Origin of the sequence: Lentisalinibacter salinarum, assembly GCF_040706555.1 — a bacterium.
In the GTDB taxonomy this organism is placed as follows: domain Bacteria; phylum Pseudomonadota; class Gammaproteobacteria; order Steroidobacterales; family Woeseiaceae; genus Lentisalinibacter; species Lentisalinibacter salinarum.
Genome location: NZ_JAPDRH010000003.1, coordinates 763,093 through 775,712, shown reverse-complemented (window position 1 = coordinate 775,712; position 12,620 = coordinate 763,093). Strand labels below are relative to the sequence as shown.

The 12,620-nt window shown below is 64.6% G+C and carries 13 protein-coding genes; 8 read left to right on the top strand and 5 right to left on the bottom strand.

The features are described from left to right. The first annotated feature begins 34 nt into the window (after positions 1 to 34). From ACJMKZ_RS14070 to ACJMKZ_RS14055, 4 genes are read left to right on the top strand one after another with little or no spacing between them, the layout of a single operon-like run. Positions 35 to 3,478, top strand: coding sequence for a methylmalonyl-CoA mutase family protein (locus ACJMKZ_RS14070; protein WP_405233833.1), 3,444 nt, complete (start codon positions 35 to 37; stop codon positions 3,476 to 3,478). A 22-nt stretch (positions 3,479 to 3,500) separates the two neighbouring features. Beyond that, a complete protein-coding gene (locus tag ACJMKZ_RS14065) occupies positions 3,501 to 4,256 on the top strand; it encodes an enoyl-CoA hydratase/isomerase family protein (RefSeq protein ID WP_405233832.1) in 756 nt (251 codons plus the stop codon). After that, positions 4,256 to 4,720 (top strand): PaaI family thioesterase, encoded by a 465-nt coding sequence (locus ACJMKZ_RS14060; protein WP_405233831.1) that lies wholly within the window; start codon positions 4,256 to 4,258, stop codon positions 4,718 to 4,720. Before ACJMKZ_RS14065 ends, ACJMKZ_RS14060 begins: the two co-directional genes overlap by 1 nt. Position 4,721: 1 nt before the next feature. Continuing rightward, positions 4,722 to 5,489 (top strand): SDR family NAD(P)-dependent oxidoreductase, encoded by a 768-nt coding sequence (locus tag ACJMKZ_RS14055; RefSeq protein ID WP_405233830.1) that lies wholly within the window; start codon positions 4,722 to 4,724, stop codon positions 5,487 to 5,489. 61 nt (positions 5,490 to 5,550) lie between these two features. Here ACJMKZ_RS14055 and ACJMKZ_RS14050 read toward each other — a convergent pair whose 3' ends face one another. Next, positions 5,551 to 6,291, bottom strand: a complete 741-nt coding sequence (locus ACJMKZ_RS14050; RefSeq protein ID WP_405233829.1) for an SDR family NAD(P)-dependent oxidoreductase — start codon at positions 6,289 to 6,291, stop codon at positions 5,551 to 5,553. 190 nt (positions 6,292 to 6,481) lie between these two features. On the opposite strand from ACJMKZ_RS14050, the gene ACJMKZ_RS14045 reads away from it, so the two are divergent. Beyond that, positions 6,482 to 6,868: a cupin domain-containing protein gene (locus tag ACJMKZ_RS14045; RefSeq protein WP_405233828.1), complete on the top strand. Its 387-nt coding sequence runs from the start codon at positions 6,482 to 6,484 to the stop codon at positions 6,866 to 6,868. Here ACJMKZ_RS14045 and ACJMKZ_RS14040 read toward each other — a convergent pair. Then, the gene (locus ACJMKZ_RS14040; RefSeq protein WP_405233827.1) at positions 6,846 to 7,592 is read right to left on the bottom strand and encodes an aspartate/glutamate racemase family protein; all 747 of its coding nucleotides are present in this window, start codon (positions 7,590 to 7,592) and stop codon (positions 6,846 to 6,848) included. The two genes, ACJMKZ_RS14045 and ACJMKZ_RS14040, sit on opposite strands and share 23 nt — an antisense overlap. Positions 7,593 to 7,704: 112 nt before the next feature. Here ACJMKZ_RS14040 and ACJMKZ_RS14035 point away from each other — a divergent pair, with 112 nt between their 5' ends. The 3 genes from ACJMKZ_RS14035 to ACJMKZ_RS14025 all read left to right on the top strand — a co-directional run bounded on the left by ACJMKZ_RS14035 (position 7,705) and on the right by ACJMKZ_RS14025 (position 10,260). Further along, positions 7,705 to 8,157, top strand: coding sequence for a GNAT family N-acetyltransferase (locus tag ACJMKZ_RS14035; RefSeq protein ID WP_405233826.1), 453 nt, complete (start codon positions 7,705 to 7,707; stop codon positions 8,155 to 8,157). Between the two features lie 275 nt (positions 8,158 to 8,432). Continuing rightward, a complete protein-coding gene (locus ACJMKZ_RS14030) occupies positions 8,433 to 8,771 on the top strand; it encodes a TfoX/Sxy family protein (protein WP_405233825.1) in 339 nt (112 codons plus the stop codon). 601 nt (positions 8,772 to 9,372) lie between these two features. After that, the gene (locus ACJMKZ_RS14025; protein ID WP_405233824.1) at positions 9,373 to 10,260 is read left to right on the top strand and encodes a substrate-binding domain-containing protein; all 888 of its coding nucleotides are present in this window, start codon (positions 9,373 to 9,375) and stop codon (positions 10,258 to 10,260) included. A gap of 12 nt (positions 10,261 to 10,272) precedes the next feature. Here the strand turns inward: ACJMKZ_RS14025 and ACJMKZ_RS14020 are convergent, their stop codons facing one another. From ACJMKZ_RS14020 to ACJMKZ_RS14010, 3 genes are read right to left on the bottom strand one after another with little or no spacing between them, the layout of a single operon-like run. Beyond that, complete coding sequence (locus ACJMKZ_RS14020) at positions 10,273 to 11,079, bottom strand: substrate-binding domain-containing protein (protein ID WP_405234171.1); 807 nt, start codon at positions 11,077 to 11,079, stop codon at positions 10,273 to 10,275. Between the two features lie 53 nt (positions 11,080 to 11,132). Then, positions 11,133 to 11,891 (bottom strand): ATP-binding cassette domain-containing protein, encoded by a 759-nt coding sequence (locus ACJMKZ_RS14015; RefSeq protein WP_405233823.1) that lies wholly within the window; start codon positions 11,889 to 11,891, stop codon positions 11,133 to 11,135. Beyond that, positions 11,884 to 12,591 carry an ABC transporter permease gene (locus ACJMKZ_RS14010; RefSeq protein ID WP_405233822.1) on the bottom strand — a complete coding sequence of 236 codons (708 nt, stop codon included), beginning with the start codon at positions 12,589 to 12,591 and terminating at the stop codon, positions 11,884 to 11,886. Before ACJMKZ_RS14010 ends, ACJMKZ_RS14015 begins: the two co-directional genes overlap by 8 nt. Positions 12,592 to 12,620: the final 29 nt, after the last annotated feature.

Sequence of the window (12,620 nt, the reverse complement as noted above, 5' to 3'; positions counted from 1 at the left end):
CCGCTTCCGGAGGCCGAACCACGAGGACTCGTTCATGAGTACCGCAGCCAGCGATCTGCCCCGCGTCTCACGCGATGCCGAGACCGCGCCGCTCCGTTTCGTCACCGCCGCATCGCTGTTCGACGGCCACGACGCGGCTATCAATATCATGCGGAGACTGATCCAGTCCAAGGGCGCGGAGGTGATCCATCTCGGACACAATCGCAGCGTGGCCGACGTGGTGCGCGCGGCCCTGCAGGAAGACGCCGACGGCATCGCCATCAGCTCCTACCAGGGCGGCCACGTCGAGTACTTCCGCTACATGGTCGACATGCTGCGCGAGGCCGGGGCGGAACACATCCGTATCTTCGGCGGCGGCGGCGGCACCATCACCCTGGACGAGATCCGCGAGCTGATGGACTACGGGGTCGAGCGCATCTACCACCCCAACGACGGCATGAAGATGGGCCTCGACGAGATGATCGAGGATCTCATCCGCCGCACAATGGCGGCGCGCCGTTCGACGGTGCAGCCCGGCGAGCCGGACCCGGACGACATTACGGCCGTCGCGGCCATGATCTCGGCCATCGAGGAGGGCGCGTTCAGCGACGACGAACTCGCCACGCTGCGCAAGACCTGGCAGATGCGCTCGGGCCGGGTGCCCGTGGTCGGCGTCACCGGCACCGGCGGCGCCGGCAAGTCCAGCGTCACTGACGAGCTGCTGAACCGGTTCCTGCAGTCCTTCCCCGACATGCGCATCGCGGTGCTGGCCGTGGATCCCACCCGCCGGCGGACGGGCGGGGCCCTGCTGGGCGACCGCATCCGCATGAACAGCCTGCGCTCCGAGCGGATCTACATGCGCTCCATGGCCACGCGACGCCAGCACCTGGCCACCAGCGAGATGCTGGGCGACGCCATCGCCTTCCTGAAGTCCATGGGCAACGACCTCGTGATCGTGGAGACGGCCGGCATCGGCCAGAGCGACAGCGAGATCGTCGACCTGGTGGACTACTCGGTGTACGTGATGACCTCTGACTACGGCGCGGCCAGCCAGCTCGAGAAGATCGACATGCTGGACTTCGCGGATCTCATCGTGCTGAACAAGTTCGACAAGCGGGGCGCCGAGGACGCGCTCAGGGACATCCGCAAGCAGTGGAAGCGCAATCACCTGAAGTTCCAGGCGACCGACGACGAGGTGCCGGTCTATCCCACCATCGCCAGTCAGTTCAACGACCCGGGCGTCTCCTGGATGTTCGTCAACCTGTGCGGAAACCTCGTGGACAAGCTGGAGCTCGACGCCGCGCGCTGGACGCCCGACATGGACGTGCCGGAAAAGGAGCCGAAGGCCACTGCCATGATCCCCGGGTCGCGAGTGCGGTATCTCGCCGAAATCAGCGAGCAGGGCCGGGATATCAACGAGCGCATCGCCGCCCAGGCGGAGGCCGCCAGCCGGGCGCAGCAGATGTACGAGGCGCTGCGGGCGCTGGAGGACGCGGAGCTGCCCGAAGCGCTCGCGCCTTATCCCCGCGAAGCCCTCACCGCCGACGAAGACCGCTCCCTGCTGGTGCTGCGCCAGCGCTACCAGGAGGCTGTACAGGAGCTGGACGGGGAGGCCGTCGAGCTGCTGCAGGAATGGCCGGATCGCTACGAAGGCGTGCGCGCCGAGCGCTACAGCTACACGGTGCGCGGCAAGGAGGTCACCGGCGAGAATTATCGTGAGAGCCTCAGCCACCAGCCCATCCCCAAGATCGCGCCGCCGAAGTACCGGGACTGGGGCGAGCTGCTGGCCTTCCTCATGAAGGAGAACCTGCCGGGCTCCTATCCCTACACCGGCGGCGTGTATCCTTACCGGCGCACCGGCGAGGACCCCATCCGGATGTTCGCCGGCGAAGGCACGCCGGAGCGCACCAACCGCCGTTTCCATTATCTCTCCCGTGGTCACGACGCGGCGCGGCTGTCCACGGCCTTCGATTCGGTCACCCTGTACGGCGAGGATCCCCACGAGCGCCCCGACATCTACGGCAAGGTGGGCAACTCCGGCGTGTCGATAGCGACGGTCGACGACATGAAGAAGCTCTACTCGGGCTTCGATCTGTGCGATCCGTCCACCTCGGTCTCCATGACCATCAACGGTCCGGCGCCGATGATCCTGGCGTTCTTCATGAACACGGCCATCGACCAGCAGGTGGAAAAGCACCTGCGCGAGACCGGGCAGTGGGAGGACGCGCAGAAGACCATCGACGCCTGGTTCGAGGGCAAGGAGCGGCCGCAGTACCGCGGCGAGCTGCCCGAGGGCAGCGACGGCCTGGGGCTTGGGCTCCTCGGCATCCCCGGCGACCAGGTGGTGGACGCCGAGACCTATGCACGCATCAAGGCGGAGACGCTGGCCACCGTGCGCGGCACGGTGCAGGCGGACATCCTCAAGGAGGACCAGGCCCAGAATACCTGCATCTTCTCTACCGAGTTCGCCATGAAGATGATGGGCGACGTGCAGCAGTACTTCATCGACCACAACGTCCGCAATTACTACAGCGTCTCCATCAGCGGCTATCACATCGCCGAGGCCGGCGCGAACCCCATCAGCCAGCTGGCCTTCACGCTGGCGAACGGCTTCACCATCGTCGAGTACTACCTGGCCCGCGGCATGGACATCGACGACTTCGCGCCGAACCTGTCGTTCTTCTTTTCCAACGGCATGGATCCGGAGTACGCGGTGATCGGGCGGGTGGCACGGCGCATCTGGGCGCGTGCGATGCGCGAGCGCTACGGCGCAAGCCGCCGCAGCCAGATGCTGAAGTATCACATCCAGACCTCCGGCCGCAGCCTGCACGCCCAGGAGATCAGCTTCAACGACATCCGCACCACGCTGCAGGCGCTCTACGCCCTGTTCGATAACTGCAACAGCCTGCACACCAATGCCTTCGACGAAGCCATCACCACGCCCACGGAGCAGTCGGTGCGCCGGGCAGTGGCCATCCAGCTCATCATCAACCGGGAACTGGGCCTGAACTACTGCGAGAATCCCTGGCAGGGCTCGTTCATCATCGACGAGCTCACAGACCTGGTGGAGGAAGCCGTCTACCGGGAGTTCGAGAGCATCTCCGAGCGCGGCGGCGTGCTGGGTGCCATGGATACCATGTATCAGCGCGGCAAGATCCAGGACGAGAGCCTGTACTACGAGAGCCGCAAGCACGACGGTAGCCTGCCGATCATCGGCGTGAACACTTTCCTGCCGGCCGAGGGTCAGGAGGACGAGGTGGGCACGCTGGAGCTCATGCGCTCCAACGACGAGGAGAAGCAGGCACAGATCGACGCGGTGCGCGCGTTCCAGCGCAACCACGTCGGCGACCGCAGCGAGTCGCTGGAGAAGCTCAGGAAGGTGGCGCGGGCCCGCGGCAACATCTTCGAGGAGCTCGTGCAGACCGTGAAGACGAGTTCACTGGGTCAGATCTCCAGGGCACTGTACGATGTGGGCGGAGAGTACCGCCGCAACATGTGAGTCACGACCGAGGCATCGCGAAATGGCAGAAGAAAAAGAACTGCTGACGGAGACGAAAGACGGTGTCACCACCATCACGCTGAACCGGCCCGACGCGCTGAATGCGCTGACGCCGGGCATGCTGGAGGCGCTGGGAAATGCAATGGAGGCTGCCGGCGACGACGACGACGTGCGCGCGGTGGTGGTCACCGGAGCCGGCCGTGCGTTCAGCGCGGGGGTGGACCTGAAGTCGCTGGGCGACCGGCCGATCATCAACGGCAGCGTCGGCGACATCCTGGATATCCCGGCGCGGCGGGCCATCCGTTACATGGAGATCGCGCCGAAGCCGGTCATCGCCAAGGTGAACGGCCATTGCTTCACCGGCGCGCTGGAGCTCGCGCTCGGCTGCGATCTCATCTACACCGCCGCCGAGGCGAAGCTCGGCGATACCCACGCGAAATGGGGCGTGCGGCCCTCCTGGGGAATGAGCCAGCGGCTGCCGCGGCGTGTGGGCATGACCCGCGCAAAGGAGATGTCGCTCACGGCCCGCAGCGTCACTGGTGCCGAGGCGGTGGAGATCGGGCTCGCCAACGACTGCGCGCCGGCCGCGGAACTGGACGATCTCGTGGGCTCGGTGCTCGAGCGGATACTGGAGAACAGCGCCCACGTCCTGGCGGCCTACAAGGTGCTCTACCGCGACACCGAAGACAGGACGCTCACCGCCGGCCTGGCGTTCGAGGCCGGCACCATCTTCGAGATACCCGATACCGCAGAGCGCCTGTCCGGCTTCCGCAAGTAATGGCCGCGGCCTCCTCGGACGACGCCCTCGGTGCGGTGCTGGACATCGCCGGCGCAGAGGGCACCTTCCTCGACATCCTCGGCCTGCGCCAGCTGGACTGGTCGGAAGGCTACGCGCGCCTGTCCCTCGAAGTGGAGCGGCGACACACAAACACCGTCGGCCTGCTGCATGGCGGCGTCATCCTCTCCCTGCTGGATATCGGCGGCGCGATGGCCTGCCTGTACGGCAAGCGGGAGGAGTACGTGGCCATCACGGTGAACCAGAACACGAGCTTCGTCACCGCGCACCGCTCCGACCGGGCCATCGTCGAGGCGCGGCTCATCGGCCGGGGCGCCCGGCTGTGCTTCACCGAGACCACGGTGCTGGACGCGGGATCGGATACACTCTGCGCCACGGCGCTCGGCACCTACAACCTGTTCCGCCGCCAGCGCGAATCGAAACCCACACAACCAGATCGGGAGTGACATGAGCGATCTATTCGACCTGAAGGGGCATCGTGCCCTCGTGACTGGTGCCGGCAGCGGCCTCGGCAAGCAATTCGCGAAGACCCTGGCCGCGGCCGGGGCGGAAGTCGTGCTGGCCGCAAGGCGCCACGAGAAGCTGAAGGCCACCGCGACGGAAATCGACAACGCCGGCGGCACGGCGGCCTGCATCGACCTGGATGTCACGAAGTCCGACTCCATCCGCGAGTGCTTCGCGCTGGCGGAGCAGGAGATCGGCCTCATCGACATCGTGGTGAACAACGCCGGCATCAGCCGGGACAGCTTCGCCGTCGAGCTCTCGGAAGAAGACTGGGACGCGGTGATCGATACCGATCTGAAAGGTGTCTTCATGGTGGCCCAGGCGGCGGCGCAGCGGCTCATCAAGGCGGAGAAACCCGGCAGCATCATCAACATCGCCTCCATCCTCGGCAGCCGCGTCACGAAGATGCTGGTGCCCTACAACGCGGCCAAGGCCGGCGTGAAGCACATGACGAAGAGCCTGGCACTGGAGTGGGCGCGCTACGGTATCCGGGTCAATTCCATCTCGCCCGGCTTCTTCCGGACCGAGATCAACGAGCACGCCATGCAGGCCGGCTACGAGGAACGGCTGAAGAGCATGATACCGATGAAGCGGATCGGTCAGGTCGAGGAGTTGTCCGGCGCGCTGCTGCTGCTCGCATCGGATGCCGGCAATTTCATGACCGGCAGCGACATCGTGGTGGACGGCGGGCATCTCTGTAGTTCGCTTTGATGACATATCTCCGGCCTGCCGCGGGCAGGCTCGTCTCGGCGCCCGTGACAGCCGGAGACAGCTAAGCGGTATTGCCGCCGTCGATGGGTATGGCAGCTCCGGTAATCTGGGCGGCTGCATCGGACGCCAGAAAGGCCACGAGAGCCGCTACTTCCTGCGGGGTCGTAACCCGGCCCGTCGGGCTGCCGGCATCTGCCTCGCGTCTCGCCTGTTGCGGATCCAGACCGCGCGTTGCCCCTTCCGCGTAGAGCATGGGCGTTTCCACGTCGCCGGGGCAAATGGCGTTTACCCTAATGCCCTCGGGCGCGTGATCGAGCGCCATCGCTTTGGTCATCAGTACCAGGCCGCCTTTGCTGGCACAATATGCCACTGCGCGCTCGCCGCCGCTCAGCCCCCAGTCTGAGGCGATGTTCAGGATCACGCCTTTCGTTTCACGCAAATGCGGAATCGCTGCCCGGCTCAGGAAGAAGGGCGCGTTCAGATTGATGGCGATTGTCTCCAGCCAGAGGGCGTCGGTGGTCTCCTCGGCATTCGCCCGGCCGTAGATTCCTGCGTTATTGACCAGAATATCCAGCCGGTCGAATTGTGCGATACAGGCGGCAATCAGGTCAGTGCACGCGTTCGGCGATGTGATGTCTCCCACCCAGGTTGCGACGTTCGAATAGCGATTGCGAAGCCGCCTCGTTCTTGCGCTGTCCCTCCCCGCCGCGAAGACTCGATAATCCGACTCCGCAAGATGTGAAACGATGGCTTCGCCTATTCCCGAACTTGCGCCGGTGACCAGCGCGGCTTTCTGCTTCATGCCGTCCCTTCCCCGACTTCAATTGGCCAGGTGGATGTGGGAGAGTGACAAGCTTCGCATGCGCTGCCGCCGGGATCCACCATGCAATTGCCACTGTTCATCAGTCTCGCCGCACCACCTCGACGGCTCCAGAGGTGCGTAGTTACAATGAAAATGACACTCCACAGCCGGAGCAACGAGAGGGGACAACATGCGAATCACGAAGCAGGATATACCCGTCAAGGTGGATGCGCCGGGCGCCACTGCGCGCCAGCAGCAGAACTTCGGCAACGCTTCCGACTGCGGCGATATCGGCGCGGAGTACTTCTCGATGGCCGCGGGCACGGATCTCGCAGAGCTGCTGCAGGGGCTGCAGGACGACGCCTGCCAGTCACCGCACTGGGGCTACCTCATCGAGGGTCAGGTCACGGTGACCTACACGGACGGCAGCGAAGAAGAGGTGCGGGGCGGTGATGTGTTCTACTGGCCGGCCGGCCATTCCGTGCGAGTCGGCGAGGACGCGGAGATCATCCTCTTCAGCCCCCAGCACGAGCACACGCCGGTGATGGACCACATCAACGGGAAGCTCCAGGGCTAGGAGCATGCCCGGCCGCCCGGTCGGTCGGTCTCTCGCTGCTCCGAGCGCTGACCAGTGACTCCAGGTGGCGGTAACCGGCTGCCATCGGTTCGATGATAGACAGGCCGTCCGCCTCGAGCAGCTCTGCGACCGGGTGCATGCAGGTGCAACCGAGTACGATGACGTCGGCGCCGTCTTGTTCGAGCGCCCGCATGCAGACGGCCCGGATCTTCGCCATCGACGTCATGCCACAGGCCTGCATCTCCTGCACGAAGTTGTCCGCCTGACCGAGCGTCGCGAGGTCGGCGTCCCCGGACAGATGGCGTATCGCGACACAGTCTTCGCGGGCGTTCGTCGCTGCAAGCGCCGCGTCGTAGACGAAGCGCAGGGACGGCGGCCAGATCGTCACGATGGCGAAACGTCGGGCCCCGGCCTGCGCGGTGCGGATCGCACCCTCGCCGGCGCCGGTGACGGGGATGTTCGCCGCTTCCCGTAATTCGGCGATCCCGTAGTCGCCCACCGTGTTGATGTACAGGCCCGCATAGCCTTCTCTCTCGGCCTCGAGCCCTGCCTGCAGGTAGGCGTGTGCGGAAATCTCCCGGGCGCCGGGATTGCGCGGGAAGACGGCTCCCGGTACGGCGCGGAGTTCGGGGTGAAAACGCCGGGCGGCACCGGTGATGGGCTCGGGCGTGGCCTCGTCAGGCGAGGGGGTATCGCCGGTGCCAAGGATTGCGAGCTTCTCCATGCCACGACCCTATCCGATCACGCCCGGCCGCACCACCGGCATCGCAATGGTCGCAATGGTCGCGGTGGTATTCTGATCAGCGGTCTCAACCAGGACCGTTCGAGAATACGGTATGTTCGAATTACTGGATCATCGGTCGGAGAGCGTCGCGGCGCATATTCATGCGCTCTTCCAGCGTTCGTACGAGGTCGAAGCGCGACTCATCGGCGCGGAAGACTTTCCGCCGCTGCGGCGTACCGCGCCGCAGATTCGATCGTCTCCCGGGGCCTACCTCGGCGCCCGCCAGGGCCTCGACCTCGTGGCGGCGGTGGAGTATGCGATCGATGGGTCGCATCTCGACATCGAGAATCTGGCGGTAGACCCCGGTTACTTTCGGCAGGGCTGGGGCACCCGGTTATTGCAGGCCTTGCTCGAAAGGGTCAAGTGGCGAACGGCGGCCGTGGAGACAGCGGCGGGGAATCTGCCGGCCGTGGCGCTCTACGAGAAGACCGGCTTCTCGGTATCCAGACGGTGGACGACCGCCGAGGGCATCGAGAAGGTCGGGCTGTCGCGAAGTAGGCCGTGAGGTATCGCAATTGGAGCGGCAATCGGTTATTCATAGAAATTGGGAATGAGCATTGTCTGATCGAGCACTCTTCCAGCTTTTTTTTGGCGACCTTCACTGGCATCTAGGCGACTAGCGTGTCGACACACGAAGTATTCGCCGGCTCCTCTCGATCCGACGACGGCAGCTGTTGGCCGCAAAGGGTCGTTGCTCACCTCTGACGCATGAGTTCCGAAGTTGACGCGAAGCGGCTATCGCGCAATTGTTGTAGAGCGTTTTACGACAGGAGACCGAGAGTGGCGCAAAGACTGGAGTTTGTTGAGTACGTCACTGACCAGGTCGACGACAGCTGCAACCTGACGCACCGGATGATGTTTGGTGGTTGCACACTCTACCTGGACGGCAAAGTCGTAGCGCTTATCTGCGACGACCAGTTATTCGTCAAACCCACCAGGGCGGGCAGGGAATTCATCGGTAATGTCGTTGAAGCACCAGCCTACCCAGGCGCGAAGAACTCATTTCTGATTGGAGACCAGATCGAGGATCGCGAGTGGTTGACGGAGTTACTGACGGTGACCGCGGCGGAGCTACCAGCGCCGAGGCCCAAGAAGAAAAAGAAGAAGAAGAAGCGCTAATTGTGTACGACTGATTTTGACCTTAAAGCGCCCGTAACCGCTTTCTGAGGTAGGATATCCGCTATCAAGTCGCTGCAGACATCGCGATAATCTTGAGTCATTAGCAAATGATGATTGGGCTACTTGTCATCGTTAATCTGCTGTCGGTGCTGATCTGCCGTCGGATTGCCAAGTCGCGAAAGGCAGATCGTTGGTATTGGTCTCTTGCGGGCCTGGTATTCGGTCCTTTCGCTATTCCGTTTGCGTTCTTTGCAAGCCCGACCAGTAGTTCGCGTAAAACAAGGGACGGACGATGACTCGAGCGTCTGCTCCTGGCCGACTGCGGACCAATAAGCTCAGCTAAACCACACCGAGTAAGTGCCCGCTTCGCTCACAACAGTGGACGAACCACTAATCGACTCCGCGTTTCTGCGGGAACATCATCCTGAGTCCACCTGACGTTCGGCTGGCGACTTGTGTCGTTGCAGTCGGGGTCGCCCAGACAGGCGATGTAAAGATCGCACGTGCTCCATGGCCGTGCCGCTGTTTGACTTCAGTGGCACCCGCCTGCAAATATTCCGTGATGGCGCATGCTCCGCGCCGCTGGCCGGGGGTTGAGCGGTTGCCTGATCTTTCCAACGAATTCCTGACAACGCGGGAGCTGGCCGAGCTCCTGCACATCAAGGAACGCAAGGTCTATGATCTGGCGGCGGCTGGGGATGTCCCATGCTCGCGGGCGACGGGCAAGCTCCTTTTTCCCCGTCGCGGAATCGAGGCGTGGCTTGCGCGGCACAGCTCCGGCGGCGAAGCTACCGAGCGGCCCCGGCCGGCTCCGGTGGTGCTCGGTAGTCAGGATCCGCTGCTGTCCTGGGCGCTGGGCGCTTCGGGGGCCGATCTCGCGAGCCTCATGGAGGGGAGTCTGGACGGGCTCGACCGGTTCGCGGCGAGAGAGGGGATGGCCGCGGGCCTGCACCTGTACGAACCGGAGACGGACAGCTGGAACGTCCCGGTCGTCCGAGAGCGATTCGGGTCAGAGCCGGTGGCCCTGCTGGAATTCGCCTGGCGGGAACGCGGCCTCATCGTCGCGGCGGGTGCGGAGAGCGAGCTCGACGCCGTCACCGCCCTCGCCGGACGCCGCTTGGTACCCAGGCAGGACGGGGCCGGCAGCCAGGTGCTGCTGCAGAGCATGATGAAGGAGGCGGGGCTCGACGCTGATCAGGTGGAATGGATCGAGGCCGCGAGGACCGAGGCGGAAGTCGGTATCGCGGTCCTCGAAGGCAAGGCGGATGCTGGCTTCGGTCTGCGGGCGATGGCCAGGCAACTGCGTCTGGGGTTCGTGCCCGTTGTGCGCGAACGCTACGACCTGCTGGTCGATCGTGGAGCCTGGTTCGATCCGCCGCTGCAGCGGCTCTTCGGCTTCTTCCGCTCGGATGCCTTCCAGGCGAAGGCACGGGAGCTGGGGGGTTACGACGTAAGCGGTCTCGGCACCGTACATTTCAACGGAGCCTGAGACTTCCGGCGATCACCGTCCGGCGTTCGGGAAGAAAAGCTGCTGGCCGTCGAGCCGGTAACCGGCGATGGCCGCCTGGCCGTCGTCGCTGAGTATCCAGTCGATGAACACCTGGCCGGCGTTTGCATTCACGTTGGGATGTTTCCCGGGATTGACCAGGATCACCCCGTACTGATTGAAGAGGTTCGGATCGCCCTCGACCAGAATCTCGTGGTTACCCTTGTTCTTGAAGCTGATCCAGGTGCCCCGATCGGTCATCGTGTAGGCGCTCATCCCCACGGCTGCGTTCAGCGTCGCTCCCATACCCGATCCCGTCTCCCGGTACCAGGTGCCGCTGGCCACGGTCGGGTCCACGCCGGCCTCTTTCCAGAGCGCAATCTCTTTCTTGTGGGTGCCAGAGTTGTCGCCGCGGGAGGCAAAGGGCACCTTGGCCTCGGCGATCCTGGCGAACGCCTCTGTCGCGTCCTCGCTGCCGGCAATCCCTGCCGGGTCGTTCGGCGGCCCGACGATGATGAAGTCGTTGTACATCACGTCGAAGCGCTCCACGCCGTAGCCCTCCGCCACGAACTGCTCTTCCGCGGACCTGGCGTGGACCAGCAGGACGTCGCCGTCCCCGTTTCTGGCGTTCTTGATCGCCTGTCCCGTGCCGACGGCCACCACGTTGACCCGGATGCCGGTCTCCTCTTCGAACATCGGCAGGATGTAGTCGTAGAGGCCCGAGTTGGCCGTCGACGTCGTGGATTGCAGGATGATGGCGTCTTCCGCCCCGAACGAGGCTGGAGACGCCAGGATGCCGGCAGCCAGCGCCACGGACAGCATTCGGGTGAGGGACTTCGTGAACACGTTGGTCTCCTGTGCTTGTCGGGTCGTGGTCAATCGAGCACCAGGCGCCCGGCCAGGTAGTCACCGGCCGCCCGGGATTCGGGATCGGCGAAGAACCGGTCGGCAGCCGTGTGCTCGACGAGGCGGCCCCGATTCAGGAATACGACATCGTCGGCGAGGCGCCTGGCCTGACCCAGATCGTGGGTAACGAAGATGATCTTCACGCCACGCTCGTGTGCTCGCCTGACGATGGACTCGATGGAGGCGATCGCCGAGGGATCCAGGCTCACGGTGGGTTCATCCATGAACATGACCTGCGGCTCGACGGCGAGTGCCCGGGCGAGAGCCAGACGCTGCTGTTCTCCGCCGGACAAGAGTCGCGCGGGCTGGCCGGCACGGTCTGCCAGGCCCACCTCGTGGAGGAGTTCATGGATGCGCGCAGGCGTCGCCGTTCCCCGGAGTTTGAGTACGAAGCGGATGTTGGCTGCCACCGAACGCCGCAGGAGGACCGAGCGCTGGAACACCATGGCCTGCCTGAGCCGGGTCTCCTCGGCGATGGACCGTCCGCCCCACAGAACCTGGCCGTCGGTGGGCGCGATCAGGCCGTGCATCAGCCTGAGGAGGAGGCTCTTGCCGGCGCCGTTCGGGCCCATCACGACCGTCAGGCTTCCGCCCGACACGCGCAGATCGACGCCGTCGACCAGGTTGCGGCCTCCCGCGGTGTAGACGAGATTGCGGGTCTCGCCGACGATGTCGGAGGACACGGTGGCCGGCGCTGACCGGCGATTGGAGACGGCGAGCTCAAGCATAGGCATACCTGCTGGCGGTCATGCGCAGCATCATTACCGCGGCGTTGACGGACAGGGCGAGGGTGACGAGCACGATGCCCAACGCCAGGGCCAGGGCGAGATCGCCCTTGGAGGTTTCGAGGGCGATGGCAGTCGTCATGACCCGGGTGAGATGGTCGATGTTGCCGCCCACGATGATGACGGCGCCGACCTCCGCGACGGCCCGGCCGAAGCCTGCCAGCCCTACCGTAAGGAGGCTGTAACGGGCATCCCAAAGCAGCGCCCGGACCGCCTGCATGCGGGTCAGGCAGAGGGACCGGAACTGCTCCGCGTATTCGTTGTAGAGATTCTCGACAACCTCCCTGGAGAGCGCCGCCACGATCGGCGTGACGAGTACTGTCTGGGCGATGATCATCGCCGCAGGCGTGTACAGAAGTTCCAGCCAGCCGAGCGGACCGGCGTTGGACAGCAGCAGGTAGATGAGGAGCCCCACCACGACCGGCGGGAGACCCATCAGCGCGTTGACCAGGATGATCACTGCCGGGCGCCCCGGGAAGCGCGCGATCGCCAGGGCGGCACCGAACGGCAGGCCGATGGCACACGCGATGACCGCGGCGGACAGGCTGACCCGCAGCGACAGCAGAATGATTTCCAGTAGATCGGCATCGGCGGTGAATACGAGCCGGAACGCCAGGCCGAAAGCTTCGCTGAAATCCTGCATTTTCTACAAATAGCCGTGATCACTCGTGC

Bases quoted from the DNA above. Each gene is read 5' to 3' on its own strand.
- ACJMKZ_RS14070 (WP_405233833.1), top strand. From the start codon at position 35: ATGAGTACCGCAGCCAGCGATCTGCCCCGCGTCTCACGCGATGCCGAG.
- ACJMKZ_RS14065 (WP_405233832.1), top strand. From the start codon at position 3,501: ATGGCAGAAGAAAAAGAACTGCTGACGGAGACGAAAGACGGTGTCACC.
- ACJMKZ_RS14060 (WP_405233831.1), top strand. From the start codon at position 4,256: ATGGCCGCGGCCTCCTCGGACGACGCCCTCGGTGCGGTGCTGGACATC.
- ACJMKZ_RS14055 (WP_405233830.1), top strand. From the start codon at position 4,722: ATGAGCGATCTATTCGACCTGAAGGGGCATCGTGCCCTCGTGACTGGT.
- ACJMKZ_RS14050 (WP_405233829.1), bottom strand. From the start codon at position 6,291: ATGAAGCAGAAAGCCGCGCTGGTCACCGGCGCAAGTTCGGGAATAGGC.
- ACJMKZ_RS14045 (WP_405233828.1), top strand. From the start codon at position 6,482: ATGCGAATCACGAAGCAGGATATACCCGTCAAGGTGGATGCGCCGGGC.
- ACJMKZ_RS14040 (WP_405233827.1), bottom strand. From the start codon at position 7,592: ATGGAGAAGCTCGCAATCCTTGGCACCGGCGATACCCCCTCGCCTGAC.
- ACJMKZ_RS14035 (WP_405233826.1), top strand. From the start codon at position 7,705: ATGTTCGAATTACTGGATCATCGGTCGGAGAGCGTCGCGGCGCATATT.
- ACJMKZ_RS14020 (WP_405234171.1), bottom strand. From the start codon at position 11,079: ATGCTGTCCGTGGCGCTGGCTGCCGGCATCCTGGCGTCTCCAGCCTCG.
- ACJMKZ_RS14015 (WP_405233823.1), bottom strand. From the start codon at position 11,891: ATGCTTGAGCTCGCCGTCTCCAATCGCCGGTCAGCGCCGGCCACCGTG.
- ACJMKZ_RS14010 (WP_405233822.1), bottom strand. From the start codon at position 12,591: ATGCAGGATTTCAGCGAAGCTTTCGGCCTGGCGTTCCGGCTCGTATTC.